A 24,198-nucleotide genomic window follows, 5' to 3' on the forward strand; every position below is an offset into this window, starting at 1 on the left:
CATTGTGTTGCTGGCTGGCATCGAGATCTGGATTCCCCACAACTATGTTTTGCGGATTTGTTCTATCTTCTACAGGCTGCAACTGTCTAACACTAGGAATATTGATGCTATTGCTATAATTTATATATGCCCTACCGAATTTACCAAATTTGTAATTCACATTTGCTCTAAGGTATGGATCTGTAAATTCTTTATCAAACCTAGTGTCGAGCAGCACATCTTCACTTTCCAATGTTTGATGAATAATCCCACCGCTTAAATCAAATCTGAAGCCTCCTTTATCGTAACGCAGTCCTAAACTAGGCCTTTGCTGGCTATTCTTTACTTCATAATCATTACTTAATAGGTTATTAAAAAGTAGACTTCCTGAACCATCACGATCAAAAAGACTCCTTTTATTTTTCTGATTCCCTGTCTCTACGTTGTAGTTAACCGATAGTCCCAAGGCGTCTGTAAGTTTTTTATTAAGGTATGGTGTAACTGAGAAACTATTACTTTCTGACTTCGTATCAATGAGTTGATCTTGAATATCTGGAGTTTCAGGATTCCCTAAGCTATCGTATCTAATAATAATACTATTAAAATCACTCTGAGAGTTGTTCTTATCTCTATTTACATTTCCGTAAAAACCAAAATAAGTACCTTTCTCTTTGGTATTTCTAGAGAAGTTAAAGTTAGCTCCTAGTGATTGGTTATCAGAATTAGAAATGCTAGAAGTAGTTACATCATTTATAGTATTCCCTCTGTCATCACTAGATTTAGAACTGCTTGTGTTGTCACTAAAATTATCAGAAATATTAATAGTAGGACTGATGTTGAACGATGTAAGTGTATCTGGTTTCACTTCTATACGACCACTTATTCTATGACTATCTCCTGCTCGATCACCTCGGTTAGAACTTTCTGTAATAAAAGTACGGTCTGGTAAGAAGGTTTCTCGACGGCTGTCAGAGGCAGATCTGGTATCATTTCCTCCATAAAAATAGTTCATTGAAACACCAACCTTTTCACCCCAATCCTTAGATAGATTTATTCCAGCGCTATCGCTAGAGGTGATACCGCTACTACCACCAAAATTCTGTCCATTAATTCCGAAGCTTCCATTACTACTTCTAGAAATAGAATAGGCGCTGCCTCCCATAGCGTCGTAGATTTCGTCAAAAGAAAAACCAGGGCTATTGATGTTGTTGCTGCTTCCCAATACACTTAGCTTGAAATCATTATTAAAGTAATTTACAATTCCGCTAGTTGAGTAACGTTCGTCTGTTCCTCCACCAGCAGTAAGTCTAGAGAACCAGCCTTTATTTTTATCCTCATCTATAGTAATATTAATCTCACTAGCATTTGCGTCTCCAGCTTCTCCAGTAGCTTTTTGGGCATCTGTTTTTGACTCTGTTACTTGAATTTTATCAATGATTTCTTTAGGTAGATTTTTAAGAGCTATTTGTGGGTCATCGCCAAAAAATTCTTTTCCGTTAACCAAAATCTTAGAAACTTCTTTTCCGTTTACGGTGATCTTTCCATCCTTATCGATTTCAACTCCTGGCAATTCCTTTAAGACATCTTCCAGAGTCGCATCAGCTTTTGTATTAAACGACTTAGCATTGAATTCTAAAGTGTCTTTTTTAACTGTTATAGGCGCTTTACGCGCGGTAATCAGAACACTGTTTAGTGATTCTATGTCGCTACTTAAATCTATTACTCCTAGGTCTATATCTCTACGCTCCTCAAGACTCATTAGAAATGAATAATTTTTATACCCTTGAAAAGAAGCGATAAAATTTACTCTTTCATAAGCTGTATTTCCCGATAGGTTAAAAACTCCATCTTCATTCGTGATAGAATAGGTGATTAATGTAGAGTCTTTCACACTTTCTAGATAAACTGTTGTGCTTAGCATCCTCTCCTTAGTGGTAGCGTCTTTTACTATTCCTTTAATATTGAATTGCTGAGCGTGTAAAGTGCTGGAAAGAGCCATTATAAAAATAGCATTGATACATAATCTCATACAGATTAGATTGGATTGATTAGCTTTAATTAACAAAAGACAAACGCAATTATATTCGAGAAATTTTATCCATACATACGTCTTAACATTTTGTTGTGAAAATAAAACTCTTATTGCAGGGCAACCCACTTCATCAAAATAAGAGCTACAACAAAAAAGCATCCCAAAAGGATGCTTTTTACTGTCAAATTATAAAAATATATTATTTTTTTCTCATGTAAACACTAATTGGCACTCCATGAAAATCAAAATGCTTTCTAAGCTGGTTTTCCAGATACCTTTTATAGCCATCCCTCACATACTGGGGCAAATTACAGAAGAAGGCAAATTGCGGTTGTGTTGTAGGCAGCTGAGTAACAAACTTAATTTTTACAAATTTACCTTTCAATGATGGCGGCGGATACTTCTCGATAAGAGGAAGCAACACCTCATTAAGCTGACTTGTTTTGATCTTTTTAGAACGATTATTAAAAACGGTAACGGCTGTTTCAATCGCTTTATGGATACGCTGTTTGTTAAGAACTGATATAAAGACAATGGGAACATCTGTAAATGGCTCCATTTCCTTTCTAATCTTTGCTTCAAATTCTTTAGCCGTATTAGTCTCCTTATCTATAAGGTCCCATTTATTAACTAATACCACAATTCCTTTACGGTTACGCTGTGCCAGCCAAAATATATTTTGCACCTGTCCATCAAACCCTCTTGTCGCGTCTAGCATTACGATACACACGTCACAATGCTCAATAGCCCTTACACTGCGCATCACGCTATAGAACTCTAAGTCTTCCCGTACTTTCTTCTTTCTTCTAATTCCAGCAGTATCTACTAAATTAAAATCAAAACCAAAACGATTGTACTTCGTATCTATAGAATCACGTGTTGTTCCAGGAATATCTGTAACGATATATCTCTCCTCTCCTATCAAGGCATTGATAAAAGAACTTTTACCTGCATTAGGTCTTCCTACTACCGCAAATCGAGGTAAATCGTCTCTTTGCTCTTCTTCGGTATCTGGAAGCACTTTTACTAATTCGTCCAGTAAATCTCCAGTTCCACTTCCATTCATACTGGAAACAGAATAGTATTCCCCAAGACCTAGATTATAAAATTCATAAGCATCTTGCTCCCGCTGATTATTATCTACTTTGTTCACAACTAGAAAAACGGGCTTTGTTACTTTGCGCAACAGCTTTGCCACATCTTCATCCATAGGAGTGATTCCCTCTTCGGCATTTACCATGAATAGAATGGCGTCAGCTTCATCAATAGCTAATTCTACTTGATGATCGATTTCTGTCTCAAAAACATCATCACTTCCAATCACATAACCACCGGTATCGATAAGAGAGAACTCTTTACCGTTCCAGTCACTTCTGCCGTAATGTCTATCTCTAGTTACCCCACTAACAGAATCGGTAATTGCCTCTCTACGTTGAATCATACGATTAAAAAGAGTTGACTTACCCACATTAGGTCTTCCTACAATTGCTACTATACTCATGATGGCATTTTTTGCGTTTGCAAAGGTAGTTTTTTATTGATTACAAGAGCATTAGGTTTTGTAAGATGTTTTATAAATATTATGCTTTCGCGAAAGCGGAACTATCCTTGATAAAAGAATGATTAAAACACTAAAAAAACACGGTTTACTTCTTGCGATCGATCACGTAATCTACCATTTTTAATAGGGACTCTTTATAGGCAGATTCTGGATAAGTATTGAGAATATCTAACGCCTCTTGTTTGTAATGATACATCGATTTAATGGCATAATCAAGACCTCCATGATCCTTCACATAATCTATGACCTCGCGCACGCGTTTTTTGTCACGATTATATCTCTTTACAGAGTTGATTAGCCATTTTTTATTTTTGGGAGTAGCGGTATTCAGACTATAAATAAGCGGTAACGTCATTTTTTGCTCCTTGATATCGATTCCTGTAGGTTTGCCGATCCGCTTGTTGCCATAATCGAAAAGATCATCTTTAATCTGAAATGCCACACCTATAAGCTCGCCAAATTTGCGCATTTTCTCCACATCTTCTCCTTCTGGATCGACAGAACAGGCACCCAAACTGCAGCAAGCAGCAATTAAAGTGGCTGTCTTTTTACGTATGATATCGTAGTACACCTCTTCTGTTATATCTAGTCTTCGAGCTTTTTCTATCTGGAGCAGTTCTCCTTCACTCATCTCACGCACCGCAACGCTTATGATCTGCAATAGGTCAAAGTCTTTATTGTCAATGCTTAAAAGAAGCCCTTTAGAAAGCAAGTAATCTCCCACTAAAACAGCAATCTTATTTTTCCATAAGGCATTTACAGAGAAAAAACCTCTTCTCTTTAAACTATCGTCCACCACATCATCATGCACTAAGGTAGCGGTATGAATTAACTCGATAACAGATGCACCTCGGTAAGTACGCTCGTTTACTTGTCCATTACCTACCATTTTTGCTACTAGAAAAACAAACATGGGACGCATTTGTTTTCCTTTGCGGTTCACTATAAAATGGGTAATGCGATTGAGCAGTGCAATACGTGAAGCCATGGAAAGATGGAACTTCTCTTCAAAAAGTTCCATTTCATGAACGATAGGCTCCTTAATTTGCTCAACAATTTTCATAGAATACAAATATACTGTTCCCGTTCTTACTGATTTGAAAGTTTAAGATTTTTACTAGAAATAGTGTGCTAATTAGTGAAATCCATAATTTAAAATCTCGCTGAAAAAAATATTTTAACGATTTATACTTATTATCTGTTAATAAAACCTTAAATTTTTACAATGACAGTGGTATATACTAGTGGTAAACTATTTGAAAATTATATCTTTATACCATAATCATAAAATCTCTAAAAATGAAAAAAATTACTTTATTATTAATGGCTATACTGTCATTTAACTTTGGTAGCGCCCAGTTTACCGAAGATTTTAACGGCACCACTTTCCCACCAGCTGGTTGGGTTATTTATCCTGGCGCAAACGGACTTGGTACAGCTGTAACATGGACGCAACAAGGAACTGCTCCTGACCTAGATGCTCGATGTATTTGGGAAGCGGTAACACCGGCAACGGCAATAGCAGAAGATTGGATTGTAACGCCTCTTATTCCAGTTAATGCCATGCAAAATGAATTGAAATTCAATGCCAGAGACTTTAATGCTCCTGACTATGGATCGACACTTTCTATAAGGGTATCCACTACTTCTCAGACAAATACTACCACATTCACAGAAATAGCAAATTATAATGAGGCAGCTCTAGGCGCAAATACGGGACCTGTTGATTTTGTCATAGACCTAAGCGCATATTTAAACTCAAGTGTTTACATCGCTTTTATTCACTTGAATAATGATGGTGACGCGGTTGCTATAGATGATGTTTCTGTAGACGGTGCACCAGCCTGTGCTATACCCAATGCTTTAAACCTTACCGATTTCACATCCACAACCGCTGACGTAACTTGGACTAACGCAGGTGACTTTGAAATTGAGTACGGTTTATTTCCTTATGCATTACGTGACCCGGGCGGAACTACAGACGTTGTAACTGCGGGTAGCAGTTATCAATTAACCAGCTTAACACCTGGTGTTTCTTATAATCTTTTTGTAAGACAAAATTGTGGTATGGGGCTTCTATCAGACTGGGAAGAAATTATTGTTGGAACCAGCCCTAATGCATCCGTTTCTTTTCCTTTTTCCGAAGATTTAGAACCAGATGCAAATCAAGCACTTTTATTGAATTTGGGAGTAAGCTTTTTCACAAATACAAATAACTGGTCATTTGGTCAAGATGATATAACTGACGGCGACACAACAAATGATCGTGCTAGTAATGGTATTAGTTTCTTCTTCTCCAATAATACTTTTTCAAATGCAGACGCAGACGCTACCTTATTTTTCGGGCCTTTTACGCTTACTACTGGAAATCAATATACTTTTAGTTTTGACCAAAGAAATAGTGTGGTTTCCAATGCTACAACACCAAATAAGGATATTGAGCTTATTGCTGCTACCACAAATGACGGTGCAACAAATACCGTTTTAGCCACATTTGACGATATGAACAATATTACATATCAGGTAAGAAGTGGCACATTTTCACCTGCTTCTTCTGGTGATTATTATTTTGGTATTAGAGATAAATCTACTGTTCTTACAGGAGTAACTGCTGGCAATTCAGTTTTTGCAGATGCTATAACCATTTCATCAACACTAAGCGTAGGTGACTTTAATGAAGTTAGTTTAAATTCTTTCTTTAATAGTCGTACGAATTCTTTGAATGTCGAGATCTCTCAAGGATCAATTGAAGCTGTTGAAATATATAACCTTTTAGGTCAACAAGTGGCAAATCAAAAATTCAATGAATCTAGCATTAACATAAAAATGGATGCTGTTCCTGCTGGAGTTTACATAGCTAAAGTTGCTTTTGAAGGCACTACTCAATCGGTTAAGTTTATTAAAAAATAAACTCCTCTTATTCTTATTTAAAAAGCATCTCCTTGGGGATGCTTTTTTCATTATGTCTACTTCATAATATTTGTTTTGTGATAACTAATCATTAATTTTAAAACAAAAAGAATGCTCTTTTCGAATCGTGAAAATTATAAATTAATAAGTAGGATACTAGCTTTAGGCTTCTTTATCATCACTCTTTACTCTTGTAAAAATGATGATGATGCTATTGCAATAGCTCCACAAGTCATCACAGAAGCTAACATAACTGTTTATAATCAAGATGAATTAACTGATGATTATGTACTTGTCTCTCCGTTTAGAGGTAATTCATCCTTTTTAATTGATCGTCAAGGAACTATCTTACAAAGATGGTCTAGTACTGAGTCTACCTTTATGGGATATCTAAGGGAAGATGGCTCTGTCGTTAGGCCCGTAATAACAGGTGTGAACAACGGCATAACCCTAGGTGGTAAAACTGGTGCCATAGAAATTATTGATAAAAATAATAATCAAATATGGAAATGGAGCTTAGACACAGCGACCGAAGCACTGCATCACGATATTTCCTTATTGCCTAATGGCAACATATTAGCTTCAGTTTGGGTGGTTAAAGATAGGGCAGCATGTATTGCAAATGGTAGAGACCCTAATTCTATAGTTGAAGATAGACTTATCATAGATAAAGTAATAGAAATACAACCGGTAGGTTCAGGTCAAGCAAATATCATTTGGGAATGGTCTCTGTGGGATCATTTAGTACAAAACTTTGATGCTTCAAAGTTAAATTTTGGAGCTGTTAGCAATGGAAATTTATTTGATATCAATTTATCAACGGAAGGAATTAACTACACACATGTAAATGGATTAAATTACATTCCATCACTTAATCAAATTGTTTTAAATAGCAGGGTTCTTAATGAATTCCTTATAATTGATCATGACCTATCTACGCAACAAGCAGCTTCCAACATTGGCGGCAGATACAATAAAGGTGGTGAAATTCTTTACAGATGGGGAAACCCAATGAACTATACTTCTGGAACACCAATGGATCAACAACTACACGAACATCATGATACTAGTTTTGTGGGGAATAACAGTCTTTCTAGAGGCACTTTTTTAGTCTTTGATAATCAAGACGGTCCAGACTTTTCTACTGTAAAAGAAATACATATAAACGTATCTCCTGATGGTGTATATGAGATGTTACCATCCAGCGGCAACAGCCCAGCCAACCCTATATGGAGTTATTCAAGTGAAGAGATATACTCTCAAAGAACCTCTGGAACACAGCGATTACCTTCTGGTAACACGCTTATTACGAGTACAACAGGCAATATAATTAGAGAAGTGAATTATGCCAATGAAATTCTTTGGGAATTTAACGCTGCGATAGAAGTTAATGGAGTACTAGAAATTGACTCTTCTGGATTTAAATCTAGAAGTTATGAAAAGGATTATTTAGGAGTGATCGCTTTGGGACTTTAGATGCTATACATAATACAATAGCTACGGCTGTACTGAAAGCATATAGCGTTTCTGGAATCTTTCCTGACTACGTTTAAAAAATTACTTCTGTTTATTTGCTAGTTGCCCACATGCAGCATCTATATCTTTACCTCTACTGCGCCTTACATTAACTGTGATGCGATGCAGCTCTAATTGTGTTTTGTATAATTCGACCGATTTTGCACTAGCTTGTTCAAATCTATCGTCATCAATCGAGTTGTATTCTATGATATTCACTTTACAAGGAATGACCTTACAGAATTTTATTAACTCATGGACATCCTCTTCCGTATCATTTATCCCTTTCCAAACAACGTATTCGTAGGTGACCCTTGTTCCTGTTTTATCATACCAATACTTTAGGGCATCCTTAATATCGACAAGAGGGAACCGTTCATTAAAAGGCATGATTTTAGTTCGCTTTTCGTCAATAGCACTGTGTAATGACAGCGCCAGATTGAATTTCGGTCCATCGTCTGCAAGTTTCTTCATCATCTTAGGAACTCCACTTGTGGAAAGCGTTATGCGCTTAGGAGACATCCCTAAACCATCTTCACTAGTTATTTTTTCAATAGATTTGAGAACATTGTTATAATTCATCAATGGTTCTCCCATTCCCATGAAAACGATATTTGATAAGGGCATGTTGTGGTACAACCTGCTTTGTTGATCTATCGCTATTACTTGATCATAAATTTCATCTGGTTCGAGATTACGCATGCGCTTCAGCCTAGCGGTTGCACAAAATTCACAATTCAAACTACAACCTACCTGAGAAGATACACAAGCTGTCGTTCGAGATTCTGTAGGTATCAGTACAGACTCTACTGTTAAACCATCGTACAATTTTACTGCATTTTTAATAGTCCCGTCGAGACTTCTTTGCATATCATCCACCTTGATATGGTTGATAACAAAATGCTCTTCTAAAAAAACTCGGGTTTCTTTAGAAAGATTAGTCATGGTGTCAAATGAATGTGCCCCCTTCTTCCATAACCATTCATATATTTGGTTACCTCTAAAAGCTTTATCGCCACTTCCAGCAAAAAAATCTCTTAACTGATCCTTAGTTAAGGCTCTGATATCTTTCTTTTTTTCTTTCAACATATGGTGTAAAAAAACGCATTGCAAAATTACATGATCTTACAACGCGTTAGCTATAAATTCTTAAGTTTATTTACTTCTTAATCAGCTTCTTTGTAATTTGAACCTCATTTACCGATAAATTGAGGATATACAGACCATTTGAAACAGCTTCTAAATTTATTTGAGAGGTACCGGCTACCAAACTACCAGATTTGACCAACTTCCCACTCAAACTATAAATATCATACTTAACTGCATCGAGACCAGACTCCACACTAAAAATACCTGTTGAGGGATTAGGGAAAATACGCACTGAATTTTGAAGTTCGTCTTCTAATCCAGCGGCGGAATCAATTTTAAAAGGAGTCACTTCAGCATCTGTAAAACTTCCACCAGAGAAAATTTGAACTCCTGTATCTGTAGTTAATGAATAGTTACCTTGTCCAAAACCACAACAAATGCCATCACTTGCAGAGTCGCTGATCGTAAATTCATAACATCCTCCACTCACTATATTAAAAGGCCTTGTGTAAGATGTTGTACTTGCAGGTAAAGATCCTCTTGCACCAGAAGCCACTATAGCACCTGAATCATCAGTAACTTGCCAAGATGTTTCACTAGCATAATTATCTGTCAATATGGTAAACACTACCGTGCTAGTTGCAGCAAATGAAGGTGAAGGATTCAAATCAAAATCAGCGGTGATTCTATTGTTAGCAACGTTTTGATCAGCAACCCCATTTGGATTCTCTAAACTTACAGTAAGTGTAGCCGCTCCTGTTACTGTAAAAGGAGGTAAGTTAACCGTATCGCTTGCACCTTGAACAATGCTACCTGTATAATTTATAGTTGTTGTATTGGCTGTTCTATCATAGCGATAGACGATGTCTACACTTGTAAGAGTGCTCGAACCTCCATTAGTAATTTGAACCACTGGACTGATCGTTCCAGAACAAACCAGCGATGGAACATTACTTATAATAGCACTCGCATCAATAGCAAAAACTTGTAAAGGGGGATACTGTCCTAAACTATCCTGACCAGAATTAGTAGGATCCAACCAGTTGCTCAATCTAGTACTATTTGTAGTGCCAAAATCCCAACCTGTATCTACTCTACCATAATAATCTAAAGCATTGTTATCGGTGGTACCATTGCATGCTGCGGCCCCACCAGATAGAACTCCAATAATTTCCCCGTTCTCATTAAATAACGGTGATCCAGAAGATCCAGGCTCGGTAACTCCTAAATCCCAATCAGAAATCAGCCACATCTTAGTCGCGTTGTTGCCATTAAAAGATCTTGTATTACGCGCGCCGCCTTGGTCATCTCTGCATACTTTCTGTATATCTCCTCGCGGATGGTGAATAGAAAAACTCACCGTTGGGATAGCTGTAGTCGATTTATTCCATCCTGCCCAAACTATATCTGGATTAGAATTGAAAAAACCTGTATCTGTGATCCTCACCAGAGCCATATCACTATCGCTACTGCTCATTAATAATTGAGCCCCACTAGCCGTTTGATCAAATACACCAGTTACACTACCTTGCGTAGAAGAGCATCTGTCTACTGTACTTCTCCAGTTAAATCTAAAAGCCCAGCCGGAAACACCACCACCTAGACAGTGATTTGCGGTCATGAAATACGGCGCCTGATCATTAGCCGTATTGTTAACCAGTGCTCCAGAGCAAAAACCGTTATTACCAGATACTAACATAGCAGCACTTTTCTTCACATCTTCTTTCACTTGATCGATACCGAAAGGATCAGCCCCAGTAGGAGTTATATCACAATTTACATCTTGATTACAGTCGCCAGAATCATTTAAAGCTTTTGCTTCATAAAAATCTTCAGTAGTGCGATACCCATGTATCACATTCCCTATTTCTATTCTACTTTGTCCTATTAAATCTTTTGGCTCATAAAACTCCACCCAAACATCGTCAGACTCAATAGGCCATATCCCTAAGGCTTTGTTTACATTATTTTGTTCATAAGTAAATAGCTTTGAAAGATCGCTTTGGTCGTAAGCAGATACTCTCATCCATGCTCCTGGTCGCAAATCAAACCAATCAAAGAAAATATTCATTGTTCTTGCAGCAGGGGATTGGATCCTAACTCTCCACAACTGATCTCCATTATCTAAAGTAATTTTTTGACCATGCGTATCGGGATCAATATTTGCTGCAAAATCATAACCAAAACGCCATGGGGTACTTTTATCTAAATCGCGAACTGCATCTTCATTTGCTAACTCCTCAAAAGGAACATTTTTAAATTTTTCAATTGGACTGTCGTAACTAGTTGTTAATTTCCAGGACAAGGGCTGCTGTCCAGAAAAATCGTTTTGGGCTGCTGTTATTTGTATTACAAATAAAACCAGCAAAAAGGTAATTTTTTTCATGTTTTGAATTTATTGAGGGCAATATAGTCAACATAAATAAAAAACCCTAAAGAATCAAGGTTCAATGGGACTTTAAATGAAAACACTATGGAATTCATGATATTAAATATCATCAATAAACCCGATCAGATTTAAATTTTAGAAATTCTCTCTGTAACGGTTCTGTTTTCATCTTCCACCTTTAAGCAATAGATTCCGTTAGAAAGATTTTTAATATTTAGTTGATTTTCAACTTGATCAAAAGACCCTTTGTGTATTAGTTTTCCTGAAAGGTCATAAATACGGTAACTAGATGGGCTTTCCAGAATCACATGTACGAAACCCGTTGAAGGGTTAGGGTAAATTTTAATGCTTAAAGCGGCAACTATATCCTTATTATTTAAAATGTTGTAAAACGCTCTATTTAATGTATTTGCCGCAGTACTATCTGGATCTAACCAGCTACTAAGTCCAGTGGCAGCTGCACCTCCACCATTCCAAGCAGTACTCATTCTACCATAAAAATCTGGTTGCCCGTTATCCACAGTCGCACTACAAGCTGCTGCTCCTCCATAAAGTTCTCCTATCATATGACCGTTTGTATTTATAAGACAACTGCCTGAAGAACCACCTTCCGTTACTCCATAGTCCCAATCTGCTACTGCCCATGTTTGAGCTGTTACACCACCTATAGTCATATTTTGAGCAACTGGAGCCTGATCATTTCTACATAATTTCATGATATCACCAGATGGATGATGAACCCCTAATTGTGCTGTTGACACAGTTGTTGTGCGATCCCATCCACCATAATAAAGGTTCCATGCTAGTGGTGGAGATTGATTCAACTGAAAAAGGGCCGTATCGCTAAAACTGTGATTCATTCTTAACACCGCACCGCTTAAAACTTGTGTAGGATTAAAAGGACCTGTGGTATTTGTAAAGGTGGCACCATCTGGAGTAGTGGCAAACCATTCAAAACCGAAAACCCAATTAGCAGCATTAAAAGATCCCGAAGCACCGTCGCTAGCTCCTAAACAATGGTTTGCCGTATAAAAATAGGGAGTTGCATCTTCTCGTACATTATTGATCATGGTCCCTGTACAAAGGCCATTCCCATTTATGATTATTCGTGCTATGCCTGTCTGTAGTTGTCTCTTATGGTTACCCAGTCCTGTCCATTAGTGGACCCTTGGTTGGGATTGCACATTATATCTACGTTACAAGCTCCAGACTCATTTAATTTTAAAAAGTCATTCTCTACTTTTCCAAAACCTCTATATCCATGAACTACTTGTTCTATAGAAATTCTTCCTTGATTTCTAACAGCCGCTGGCTCGTAATAATCTATCCAAACATTATCGCCATAAATGATCCAAGAACCCAAAATACGATCTTCTTGATTTTCTTTTTGAGTATAGGGACCTATCTTGTCTGTATGATCCTTATTTTACAGGCACATTTATGCTCCTTCTGGAAGGTCATAGCGATCAAATAAGAAATTAATAGTCCTTGCTCCTGTTGATTCTATATTTAACCTCCATATGCGGCCCCCATTTTCCAATTCTGTCCACTGACCTGAATTAAATAAATGAAGGTCGACAGGAATTTTTTTACCAAATCGGTATGGTTTAGGCAATCCTTGATCCATTAAAGCATCTTCTTGCTCTAGAGCTTGTAAATCAATAGACGGCATGACTACCTTTTGTGGCTGGCTTTTAAAAGTAAGATCTCAACTACGTGGAGTTGCTTCATTGGTAACTTGTCCTAGGACTATTTGGGAGACAAGCAAAACGACAATAAAACACCTCTTTTTCATTCTTAATCATTTAGTAATGAGCATAATATAAATACAATCAGCGTTTTAACATAATTCTATATGTTAAAGTTCCTGTTGTAACATAAGGTGCCGATCCTTATTATTCTATGATAAACGATTTAAAAAAAAAGCCTTAAAATAAATTTTAAGGCTTTTTTTTAAAATTGAAATTAATATAAGAAACGCTTAATCAATAATCAACATCGCATCTCCGTAAGTACTGAATTTATAATCTTCTTTTAAAGCTATTTCATATGCTTTTTTCAGAAAATCATATCCAGCGAAAGCAGCTGCCTGCATCATTAGAGTTGATTTAGGATGGTGAAAGTTAGTAATCATGCTATTGGCGATACTAAATTCATAGGGAGGAAAAATAAATTTATTGGTCCACTCGTTAAATGTGTTTAAATGACCATTGCTGCTCACTGCACTTTCTAATGTACGCATTGTTGTTGTTCCTACCGCACAAACATTTTTTCTAGTATCTATTGCATGATTCACAATATCACAAGTCTCTTGAGTAATAAATGCTTGCTCACTGTCCATCTTATGCTTAGAGAGGTCTTCTACTTCGACTGGAGCAAATGTTCCTAAACCTATATGCATAGTGACTGCAGTTCTCTTTATTCCTTTTATCTCAAGTCGTTTTAAAAGATGTCTTGAAAAGTGAAGGCCCGCAACTGGAGCTGCAACAGCTCCTTCTTTTTCAGCAAAAATCGTTTGATAGCGCTCCTCATCTTCCGGCTCCACATCCCTCTTTAATTCTTTAGGCAGTGGTGTTTCTCCAAGATCTTTAAGCGCTTGTCTAAATTCTTCATAACTTCCATCATAGAGAAAACGCAATGTACGCCCCCGAGAAGTGGTATTATCTATAACTTCAGCTACTAGGTTTTCATCCTCGCCAAAGTATAATTTATTTCCGATCCTTATTTTTCTGGCAGGATCTACTAATACATCCCATAATTTTGTTTCAGGATTCAATTCTCTAAGAAGAAAAACCTCGATTCTTGCACCAGTTTTTTCTTTATTACCATACAATCTGGCAGGGAAAACCTTAGTATCATTCATCACAAAGATGTCATCTTCATTAAAGTAATCAATCACATCCTTAAACATTTTATGCTCAATTTCACCAGTTTTCCTGTGCAACACCATCAACTTAGACTCATCTCTATTTTCTGCAGGATGTTGTGCGATGCGATCTTCTGGTAGCTCGTAACCGAATTGTGATAACTTCATTAATTGATTATTTTATAAGCTGCAAATATACAATCTGAGCATAGGCCTTGTCAAGTAAAAACACAGTTAAATTTCTGTAATCGTTACATTTACCTCTTTAAGGTCTTGATAAAACCTTTTATAACTCTTCGTAACTACCATTGCATCCTTAATAACAATAGCTGTCTTCATGCAAAGTGGGGCAAATGCCATTGCCATTCTATGATCTTGGTAAGTATCAACTAGAACCTCTTGATTAAATGCTGTTTGTGTTTTAAAATGTAATTCTATAGAATGATCTGTTATTTTGATTTCGCTTTCGCGAAAGCGTGACCCAACCTGCATCATAGCCTCTATGCGATCTGTCTCTTTAATTTTAAGTGTATGTAAACCTGTTAAATGTGCATTAATCCCCAAACCTAGACAGGTAGCAAAGATAGTTTGCGCCTGGTCTGGCTCATTAGTTAAGTCCAGCACGACTTTATCGGGCAGTCGCTTATCCTCTTTTATCAGATGCATTCCGTACTCATCAAAAATAGTGGTAACACCTAGTGGGGAATATATATACACCAACTTATGATCGCCCTGTAATGAGGCTGCATTGTAAAAAGAGAGGTGTATCTCGTACCCAGGCTCTTGAAATGCGACCCAGCTGTACCAATATCCAGCGCTACTCCAGTCGCTCTCTACCGTCGCTGTTTCTATTACTGGCAGCACAAGCGGCTTTATTCGAACCAACTCTTGAACTGCTTCATTATGCTTATATTCTTTATGAGTTTTGGCAAACGGTTCAAAACTTATATCGACACCCAATTGTCTTAATATATCTACCGTCATTTCTAGGTAAGGCCTAGAGGTAAGTTGGTTTATTATATGGAGTTGTAGTCCTTTTTCAAAACTAGGCGCAATGAGTAGTAAGGCGGTAAGGAACTGGCTGGACACACTTCCATCTATAGGAAGCCTACCTCCAGTTATTTTTTTACCTTTTATTTTTAATGGCGGGAAGCCTTTTTTTTCTAAATAAGAAATATCAGCACCTAAATTATTGAGCGCGTCCACTAATATGCCTATGGGGCGTTGTTTCATGCGATCGCTTCCTGTAAGTATAATTTCTTTCCCTTCTTGCATCGCAAAAAAAGCAGCTCCAAAACGCATTGCCGTGCCTGCATGCCCTATGTCTAGAACAGCATCATTACTCTGGAGAACTTCACTTAAATGATTACTGTCATCACTATCGGATAGGTTTAAAATACTTATGTTTTTATAAAGCGCTTGTAAAATCAACCAGCGATTACTTTCACTTTTTGATCCAGAAATAGTCAGTGAGACCTTATTTTTAGCTGCTGTAACCTTGGACAGTCTTAAATCAATCACTACTATTTTAGTTTTGAATTATTATGATGCCTATCGTGATCTCTTTCTGTTTTTATCGCAAGCTTATTATGAAAGGCAGCCTCTAGATCTGTTCCTGTTTGATTTGCGAGACATAGCACGACAAACATAACATCTGCCAGTTCTTCTCCTAGATCTTTATTTTTATCGCTTTCTTTCTCGCTTTGTTCCCCATAACGGCGAGCAATGATGCGAGCTACTTCACCTACTTCTTCTGTAAGTTGGGCCATATTAGTAAGTTCATTAAAGTAACGAACTCCATGCTGTTTGATCCATTGATCTACTTGTTCTTGTGATTTCTTTATACTCATGTTAGATTTTCTTTAGGACTATTTTTTGAGCGTCTTTCTCCACTATTGCTTCAAAGAATTTTTTAAACGCTGGATAATCTTTAGGTTGTATAACTGATACATCTAAGTTAAAAGTAGCTACCGTAGAAATCATGTTTCCTTGATTCCTGGTAACGTATTTATAATAACCTATAGTATCATTGTAAACAGCTTTAATACTTTCAGGGATAGATTCTACTTCATAACCTTCGGGAATCTTTATATTAACGATAGTTTTAGTTTTATACGGGAACGATAAGTCTAGAGGTAATTTCCTAGTTTCTAACTTAAAAGGACTTTCTTCATTAGCCTCGTATAATAATGGTGTTATATAAATGTTATCCCCTACTTTGTCAAAGGCATTTTTAAACTTAATATCATATTTGTAGGTCAGATCAGAGTCTACATTTTCTAGACCTTCCACAATCACATTGCTTATTTCAAGTCCAACGTTATCATTTTGAATGTGCTTTTCTAATTCATCTTCTGTAGAATTCATATTTGTGTTTCTAGAGTTAAGAGCTCTGTAATTTGTGTGCCTCTTCTGTCCATTACCGCTAGCTTCAGACTCACTATCTAGTTTGATATTTAAAAACACGATGTCTTCTGATTTTTGATTATCTGTAAGCCTTATCCATTCAGAACTACCGTCCTTTTTGATCAGTCTACCCTTCCAGTTTGCCGCTCTAATAGGCAATAAGTTAAGTCCAGCAAATTTCTCTGTAGCATCTACAAGTACTTTTTCATCTCCATAAGATACTTGCACCACTATATAATTAAAACCTTCTCTAGTAGGAAAAATAGGTGTCTCATTATCCACAGAACTTACTAAAACAGGATTTGCTTCTATCTCTGCCTCCCTTAACATTGAAACGAGCAATAGGTTTACTTCTGAAACATTTCCAGATCCTTTTTTATAAGCCTCTTTTATACCATCTTTAGTAAATACTCCATATTTACCATCCCATTTTACTTTTAATTTAAGGAAATCTAAAATTGCGGTTACCTTTTCTTTTGGGGTTGTTAAAGATTGGGTAAGATCTTCTAAATCTTTTCTGAAGAATCGAGAGCGTTTCACCTCATCTCCAAATTTATCACTATCGTAAATGGTTTTAGCAACTGCTTCCCAAGTAGTGCCGAACTCTTTTCTAACCTTTCCAGTTTGTACATCATTGAAAGAGGCTATATTGATAATCATCTTTGCACGGTATTTATTTAAATTTCCAGATAGGAACTCCGGCAGCAAAGCCGGAATATGTTGTTGTGTAAAACTGATTGATTTATTTGAAACTCTCACCTGCTGAATTTTTTGATCAGAATCAAAATAATCACTTTCACTTGCATCAATTAAAGTGGATGTTAAACTATCTTCAAAATCCTTTGCATTAAAATCAATCTTATACCTAGACTTGGGGTTAAAAACTACGTTATAAGAATAATAGTTTGGGAACTGTATATTTAAAGCTAAATTAATTATGGGGATACCGTACTGTAAGTTAATATCATCTATATAAGGAAATGGAGATTCAACAACATATGAAAATTCAATTATAGAGCCTATTCTTACATCTGGCATGGTAAAAGATTTTAAGGTGTAGAACTCACTTAAATCTTCTTCAAAAACAGAATTTACATCCAGCTCTACTTTCTCTACTTTTCCGTCTGTCAGGTTATAAGTAGTGCCAGACAAGTTTTTCAGAGTCTCTCTACCGCTATCTGACTGATACAATTGGATGCTTTGGGTCGCATAATCTAGACCTTTCTCTGTTTCAATCCTGATGCGCTGACGAATGGACAAGTACTGTTTGTAGTCTACAAAAACGACATCTACACTATTTAAAATAAGAATGGCATCATGATCATCACTAGTATCTTCTGTCTTTAGTTCAAAATCTTGCAGGGTTATTATTCCTGATTTTAAATCTTGACCAAAACTATAAACACAACTTAACAATAGAATTACTAATATATTTTTCATTTTATAATTTTTAAAACAGCTTTAGAGTTATCGTGCTTTACAATCTCTGCACTGAATTCCCTATACAATTCGTAATCTTCTTTATTAAAGTACCCTTTATTGATTTTTAAATACCTAATAATTTTTAAACTTCCACTTCCAGTGTCTGTAATTGTTAATTTATAATTTCCAAATTTACTTTTCAACTCTACATTATCTGGTAAAGCATCTACCTTAAAACCTATATCCAGTTTTATTTCATAATTATCTACATCTACATAACCTCTATCGATTTCAAAATCTGTATAACGATCTTTGTATTTCGTAGGTTCTGAATCGTTTCTATTAAAAAATACAGGCTGTATCAATAATAAATCACCCGTTTTAGATCCATACTTATCCACTGTTAAATTTACCGATTCTCTCACTTCGACAAGTTCAACATCAGTAATGACTTTTGCTTTATCAATATGAATTCCATTTAAATGGCTCCAGTAATTAGAGTAAGCCTTTTTCAGATCTTTTTGTGATTTTTTATCCCATTGATCTTTAAAAGAATATTGATAACCGCTCGTTGTCATGTCGATACTCGCAACTGCACTTCCATCTTTTTTAAGCTCAATTTGAGCAGTAGATTTCTGTAAATTAGTATCCGTCTCGTAAATAGTAGTGTGTATGATCTTACCACCTTCTTTACTAACAACCAAAGCATCTCTATCATCTGTCCATCCAGCGATGTATCCAAAAGGATTGGTCTTACTCGTGCATTCTAACCAGATATTTTGTTCCTTATCTAATTGCGGTACATATAGAATCATATGATTCCCTTGAGTTGAAGAGAACTCACTATCTATGCTACGTATATTTCTGTCTCCATATATAATGGCGTGATGAGATTCAATACCTACTTCATTAAGTAATGCCTTGGTATAGTTAGACAAACCTTTACAATCCCCATAGGCCACCTCATGTACTTTTGCTGCCTCGATGGGTTTCCATCCTCCTATTCCCACTTGAACACTGATATATCTAGAACGGACCTGCATAAAATTATATACGATCATCGCTTTCTCTCTTTGAGTAATAGCATCTTTAGTCAATACTTTAACCTCATCAATGACTGACTGAGGCAGTTCTCCCACATCAGATAACAAAGCATCATTCATCCATTTTCCAAATTCAACCCAATCGGTATTCACTCCATCCACACCATTCATTATAAAACGCTTTAGAGCAACTTTTACTAGTGGACCATATGTTGAAAAATCTGGACTATAGGCCTGTGGTAAAATCGCAGTAAGATTTGAAGCAGTGTAATCTAACTCTCCATTTTTAACAACACTGTAATTTTCAAGGTTAGACTCTTTAACTTTAATTTCTACATCAGATTCATTGATTATTCTATAATGCGCATTTTCTGTACTGGCATAAAAATACTCTAGTGGCTTCCACCCAGGCAAAAAAGCCGTAGAACTATAAACCACTTTTGACGTGAAATGAACGGTAAAAGGATAACTACGCGGTGTGTAGTCCAAGTACATCAATCGATTATCACTGTACAAGGTGCCGTTGGGCACTGCACTAACGTCCTTAAACGCTTTACTTTTAAATCGCTCTATTTTCTCTCCTGAAGCGTCATAAATAGTAGCTTCCATCTTTTCGATCTCTATATCGTCGTTATAAGATTCCCCTGCCTTGATATCCCCTAAACCTTTTTTATTTAAAACAGTAACTATACGGTCGGTGATAACCTCAAATTCGTCATAAGATTCTACAGTAATGATTACGTCATTTTTTCTTATGACCGCATTTGCATCTACTGTTAATTGATCTGGAATAGTGGAAGATGTAAACAACTCTTCTTGCGATAAAGCTGCTTGAACCAATAAAAGGCATACAGCTAGAATAGTAATATTTTTCATACACACCAAAGAAAGTAAATTTTGAGGTACTTTCCATCAAAATTACCTTTTGATAATCCGAAAAATAGATTATCTGCTTTTACTATCCATTATAATAGTCACAGGACCGTCATTGACTAATTGTACTTTCATATCTGCTCCAAATATTCCTGTAGCTATTTCTTTGTTTCGCTTTCGCGAAAGCGTGTTGACAAAAGCATGGTATAAAGGCACGGCCACCTCTGGTCTTGCAGCCTCTATATAACTGGGACGGTTGCCTTTTTTTGTATTGGCAAACAGTGTAAATTGTGAGACGACTAAAATTTCCCCGTCGATATCCTGAATACTTAAATTCATTTTACCGTCCATGTCTGAGAAGATTCTCATACCTGAGATTTTATTCACGAGCCAGTTGATGTCTTCTTGCATGTCTTCGTGAGTGATACCTAATAAAATAAGCAGGCCTTTTTTGATAGCTCCATGAATAGAACCATCTATCGTTACACTTGCCTCACTCACTCGTTGGATAACTACTCTCACTAGACCGTATATTTATCCTGTCGATAGTTATCTTCATCTCCTTTGACTATTTGCACATAGCTTTCATAACGGCTTAAGATCATTTCTCCGTTCTCTACGGCCTCTTTTACCGCACATTTAGGTTCTTCTACATGCATGCAATTATGGAATTTACATTGTTGCCTCAATTCTTTTATTTCAGGGAAATAATTGCCTATTTCTTCTTTCTCCATATCTACCACACCAAAACCTTTCACTCCTGGTGTATCGATTAATCTAGCACCAAAATCAAGGTCGAACATCTCTGCAAACGTAGTGGTGTGTTGTCCCTGTTTGTGTTGCTCTGATATTTGCTTGGTTTTTAATTGCAATCCGGGCTGCACTGCATTTGCCAGTGTACTTTTCCCAGCTCCACTATGGCCTGCAAACATGCTTGTCTTTCCATTCATTTTCTCTTTAACCAAATCGATATTCTTTCCCGTTGCGGCGCTTATACCTATGCACTCATACCCTATGGATTTATAAAGACTCATAAGATAGCGCACCTCATCCAGCTCGGTCATGGTGAGTAATTCTTCACCTGTTTCTGGATCGATAATAATACCGTCTTGATCGTCATTATAGGTGTCCACTTTATTGAACGCGAGTACCACTGGAATATGATAAGCCTCAGCAGTAACCAGCACTCGATCTATAAAGGAAGTAAACGTAGGCGGATTATTTAAGGTCACCAATAAAAAAACCTGATCAATATTGGAAGCAATAATATGTGTTTGTTTTGATAAGTTAACAGACTTTCTTACGATGTAATTCTCGCGTTCATGAATCACATTAATAATTCCTATTTCCTCATCACCTATTTTCTCAATCTCAAAATCCACCTCATCTCCTACAGCGACAGGATTGGTGCTTTTTATCCCTTTTAAACGAAATTTCCCCTTGATTCTACAAGAATAAAACGCCCCATCAGTTCCTTTAACTTCATACCAGCTGCCGGTAGATCTATAAACAGTTCCAGTCATTAATTGAGTTGTATTTTCTTCATAAAACAAAATTAAGCCTTTTATAAGTAGCAGTCTGCGTCAAAACTGTCATAAGGAGTAGAATTAATTCCGTCTCTTCTAATGATGATGAGATAGAAAATTAGGGTCTCGATTATTTTCCAGCATCGCAAACCCCTTATTTAGTTCGTGTAGGAATAAAATAAGGCACTCCATTGGCTGCTCTCGTCAATTACAAGATGGGGAAATTAGAGATGCGTAACGGACAACATAATTAAATTAAAAGTCAAAACCTATATTCCATAAAACACGGAGAATACATCCAAACAATGCCAACACAAATAGTTGGTATGTCAGATTCTACCAGTTCTTTGGAACCGAATTGCGACACCGCAAACACCCTTTGCGTATAATTATTCACCTCGAGGAGTTGCGTTCAACTTGCCGAAGTGAGAAATAAGAATTGGATGTTTGCATGTTGAGTTATCATTTATTTTACAAACTCAAAGATAGCGTTACAGAGATCTATTTATTCATCACCTTTTCTTGATGTACAATAGACTCTTGATGCACTGCTTTAAAAACTCTGAGAATAAATTCTTCACTTAACCCTTCCTCTTCTCCAGCAAGAATCATTTTACCTAATATCTCGTTCCATCTTTTAGATTGTAAAACCGCTACGTTACGTTCTTTTTTCAAAGCTCCTATAGCATCGGCAGTTTTCATTCTTTTCCCTAAAGTTTCTATAATGGAATTATCAATCACATCTATTTGCGCCCTAAGAACTTTCAGTTGAGACTGGTAACCAGCTTCATCATCTTGCTCTTTTCTAATACGTAAATCTTTAAAAATGTTCATTAATGCCTTTGGCGTCACCTGCTGTGCTGCATCACTCCATGCATTATCAGGATCATAATGTGACTCGATCATCAATCCATCATAATTTAAATCCAGAGCTGTTTGTGATACTTCAAGAATCATATCTCTTTTTCCGGTAATGTGTGATGGATCACATATTAAAGGAATATCTGGATAACGCGTCTGGAAATCTACTGCTATTTGCCATTCTGGATTGTTGCGGTATTTAGACTTGCTGTAAGTAGAAAAACCTCTGTGAATAACGCCTAACTTTTTAATATTAGCTGTGTGTAGACGTTCTACAGCTCCTATCCAAAGAGCTAGATCAGGATTTACCGGGTTTTTTACTAAAACCACTTTGTCCGTTCCTCTCAAGGCGTCTGCAATTTCTTGAACAATGAATGGGCTTACTGTGGATCGCGCGCCTATCCATAAAAGATCTACGTCGTGTTCTAAAGCTAACTCTACATGAGCGCGGTTGGCTACCTCCGTGGCTATTAAAAGACCAGTTTCTGCTTTGGCTTTTTGCAGCCATTTAAGTCCGATCGCTCCTACCCCTTCAAAGTTTCCAGGACGCGTTCTAGGTTTCCAAATGCCGGCACGCAAGTAAGTCACGTCAGTATCCTTTAATTCATGTGCGATTTTAAGCACTTGTTCTTCGGTCTCTGCGCTGCATGGACCAGCGATTACTATGGGGTGCTCTAATTTATGATCGTTTAACCAATTTCTGAATTCCTTCTTATTTTTCATTTCCTATTCCTTCTAGTATCGTTCTAATTCTATTTGTTTGTTCCATATCTTTAAATATGGCTTTGTGATCGTTGTTCTTTAAGCTTTCGCGAAAGCGGGACAAATTTTCAATATATCCATCCAAACTGTCTAAAACATGTTTTTTATTCTGTGCAAAGATAGGTGCCCACATCGCTGGTGAACTTTTTGCTAATCTTACCGTACTTTCAAATCCACTGCCTGCGAGGTCAAAAATATCGCGTTCATTTTCTTCTTCCTGAATAACCGTTTTGCCTAGCATAAAACTAGAGATATGTGATAGATGCGAGACATAAGCAATGTGCTTGTCATGAGCTGCTGAGGTCATATATCGCACACGCATTCCTAAAAGGTCAAAAATTGCTATTGCCTTTTCCTGCAATGGAAAAGCCGTTTTTTCTACCTCACAAACAATCATTGTTTTCTTGTAAAACAAGTTCAATACCGCTGCCTCTGGCCCAGAGAATTCGGTTCCTGCAATGGGATGAGTAGCTAGAAAGCTCCTTCTATTTTTATGATTTACTACACACTTACAAATAGCCTCTTTAGTGGACCCTACATCTATAACCAACGTGTTTTCATTCACGAAGCCGAGAACCCGAGGTAACACCTCTAAAGTTGCATCTACAGGAATGGAAATAATTACAAGATCTGCTGTTTTTAGATCTTCAAATCGGGCTACCTGATCAATAATGCCATTTTCTTTTGCCTTTTGAACATGAATCTCCTTTTCATCTATACCATAAAAAGCAGCTTCTGGATAATGGGTACGCAAATCTTTAAGCATCGAGCCACCTATCAATCCAGTTCCTATAAGGAAGATGTTTTTCATACTTCGACCTTATTAGAAACCCTTACGATCATTTCTTTTATTTGCTCCTCATTCACACAAAGCGAAAACCGCACATATCCAGCTCCATTCTTACCAAAAATACTTCCTGGAGCAATGAATATATTCATCTCGTAAAGCAACCGATCCACAAAT

19 protein-coding genes and 1 pseudogene are annotated in these 24,198 nt (G+C 36.8%); 2 read left to right on the forward strand and 18 right to left on the reverse strand.

The window, feature by feature from the left end; translation table 11 throughout:
• From ACJAT0_RS07565 to ACJAT0_RS07575, 3 genes are all read right to left on the reverse strand, one after another.
• The coding region (locus tag ACJAT0_RS07565; protein ID WP_415181183.1) for an outer membrane beta-barrel protein at positions 1–2,008 on the reverse strand (2,008 nt) is incomplete at its 3' end.
• Positions 2,009–2,210: 202 nt separating this feature from the next.
• Positions 2,211–3,515, reverse strand: a complete 1,305-nt coding sequence (der, locus tag ACJAT0_RS07570) for a ribosome biogenesis GTPase Der (RefSeq protein ID WP_374003883.1) — start codon at positions 3,513–3,515, stop codon at positions 2,211–2,213.
• Positions 3,516–3,657: 142 nt separating this feature from the next.
• Positions 3,658–4,635: a polyprenyl synthetase family protein gene (locus tag ACJAT0_RS07575; protein WP_415181184.1), complete on the reverse strand. Its 978-nt coding sequence runs from the start codon at positions 4,633–4,635 to the stop codon at positions 3,658–3,660.
• Positions 4,636–4,871: 236 nt separating this feature from the next.
• On the opposite strand from ACJAT0_RS07575, the gene ACJAT0_RS07580 reads away from it, so the two are divergent.
• Together ACJAT0_RS07580 and ACJAT0_RS07585 are read left to right on the forward strand one after the other, a co-directional pair.
• Positions 4,872–6,482 (forward strand): choice-of-anchor J domain-containing protein, encoded by a 1,611-nt coding sequence (locus ACJAT0_RS07580; protein WP_415181185.1) that lies wholly within the window; start codon positions 4,872–4,874, stop codon positions 6,480–6,482.
• A 111-nt stretch (positions 6,483–6,593) separates the two neighbouring features.
• Entirely contained in the window at positions 6,594–7,958 is a 1,365-nt protein-coding gene (locus ACJAT0_RS07585) for an aryl-sulfate sulfotransferase (RefSeq protein ID WP_415181186.1), read from the forward strand.
• An 81-nt stretch (positions 7,959–8,039) separates the two neighbouring features.
• On the opposite strand, the gene rlmN is transcribed toward ACJAT0_RS07585, so the two are convergent.
• From rlmN to ACJAT0_RS07660, 15 genes and pseudogenes are all read right to left on the reverse strand, one after another.
• Positions 8,040–9,083 (reverse strand): 23S rRNA (adenine(2503)-C(2))-methyltransferase RlmN, encoded by a 1,044-nt coding sequence (rlmN, locus tag ACJAT0_RS07590; protein WP_374002843.1) that lies wholly within the window; start codon positions 9,081–9,083, stop codon positions 8,040–8,042.
• Between the two features lie 73 nt (positions 9,084–9,156).
• Entirely contained in the window at positions 9,157–11,472 is a 2,316-nt protein-coding gene (locus ACJAT0_RS07595; protein ID WP_415181187.1) for a T9SS type A sorting domain-containing protein, read from the reverse strand.
• Positions 11,473–11,603: 131 nt separating this feature from the next.
• The gene (locus ACJAT0_RS07600; protein WP_415181188.1) at positions 11,604–12,545 is read right to left on the reverse strand and encodes a T9SS type A sorting domain-containing protein; all 942 of its coding nucleotides are present in this window, start codon (positions 12,543–12,545) and stop codon (positions 11,604–11,606) included.
• A 41-nt stretch (positions 12,546–12,586) separates the two neighbouring features.
• Positions 12,587–12,838, reverse strand: a complete 252-nt coding sequence (locus ACJAT0_RS07605) for a hypothetical protein (protein ID WP_415181189.1) — start codon at positions 12,836–12,838, stop codon at positions 12,587–12,589.
• Between the two features lie 75 nt (positions 12,839–12,913).
• Positions 12,914–13,147: a hypothetical protein gene (locus tag ACJAT0_RS07610; RefSeq protein ID WP_415181190.1), complete on the reverse strand. Its 234-nt coding sequence runs from the start codon at positions 13,145–13,147 to the stop codon at positions 12,914–12,916.
• A 309-nt stretch (positions 13,148–13,456) separates the two neighbouring features.
• On the reverse strand, positions 13,457–14,509 hold the full coding sequence (queA, locus tag ACJAT0_RS07615) for a tRNA preQ1(34) S-adenosylmethionine ribosyltransferase-isomerase QueA (RefSeq protein WP_415181191.1): 1,053 nt from the start codon (positions 14,507–14,509) through the stop codon (positions 13,457–13,459).
• Between the two features lie 66 nt (positions 14,510–14,575).
• A complete protein-coding gene (locus tag ACJAT0_RS07620; RefSeq protein WP_415181192.1) occupies positions 14,576–15,862 on the reverse strand; it encodes a 3-phosphoshikimate 1-carboxyvinyltransferase in 1,287 nt (428 codons plus the stop codon).
• Positions 15,863–15,864: 2 nt separating this feature from the next.
• Positions 15,865–16,191, reverse strand: a complete 327-nt coding sequence (locus ACJAT0_RS07625; protein WP_374002951.1) for a nucleotide pyrophosphohydrolase — start codon at positions 16,189–16,191, stop codon at positions 15,865–15,867.
• Position 16,192: 1 nt separating this feature from the next.
• Complete coding sequence (locus ACJAT0_RS07630) at positions 16,193–18,187, reverse strand: DUF3857 domain-containing protein (protein ID WP_415181193.1); 1,995 nt, start codon at positions 18,185–18,187, stop codon at positions 16,193–16,195.
• Complete coding sequence (locus ACJAT0_RS07635) at positions 18,184–20,088, reverse strand: DUF3857 domain-containing protein (protein ID WP_415181194.1); 1,905 nt, start codon at positions 20,086–20,088, stop codon at positions 18,184–18,186. The genes ACJAT0_RS07630 and ACJAT0_RS07635 overlap by 4 nt, the downstream gene beginning before the upstream one ends.
• A 69-nt stretch (positions 20,089–20,157) precedes the next feature.
• Complete coding sequence (dtd, locus tag ACJAT0_RS07640) at positions 20,158–20,607, reverse strand: D-aminoacyl-tRNA deacylase (protein ID WP_415181195.1); 450 nt, start codon at positions 20,605–20,607, stop codon at positions 20,158–20,160.
• Complete coding sequence (gene rsgA, locus ACJAT0_RS07645) at positions 20,607–21,608, reverse strand: ribosome small subunit-dependent GTPase A (protein ID WP_374002526.1); 1,002 nt, start codon at positions 21,606–21,608, stop codon at positions 20,607–20,609. Before rsgA ends, dtd begins: the two co-directional genes overlap by 1 nt.
• A 504-nt stretch (positions 21,609–22,112) precedes the next feature.
• Positions 22,113–23,195 (reverse strand): chorismate mutase, encoded by a 1,083-nt coding sequence (locus ACJAT0_RS07650; protein ID WP_374002505.1) that lies wholly within the window; start codon positions 23,193–23,195, stop codon positions 22,113–22,115.
• Complete coding sequence (locus ACJAT0_RS07655) at positions 23,185–24,045, reverse strand: prephenate dehydrogenase (RefSeq protein WP_374002506.1); 861 nt, start codon at positions 24,043–24,045, stop codon at positions 23,185–23,187. The genes ACJAT0_RS07650 and ACJAT0_RS07655 overlap by 11 nt, the downstream gene beginning before the upstream one ends.
• A pseudogene (locus ACJAT0_RS07660) lies at positions 24,042–24,198 on the reverse strand (aminotransferase); the annotation flags it as partial. The pseudogene ACJAT0_RS07660 and the gene ACJAT0_RS07655, both read right to left, overlap by 4 nt.

The sequence above is a fragment of the Nonlabens sp. genome, from assembly GCF_047636915.1.
In the GTDB taxonomy this organism is placed as follows: domain Bacteria; phylum Bacteroidota; class Bacteroidia; order Flavobacteriales; family Flavobacteriaceae; genus Nonlabens.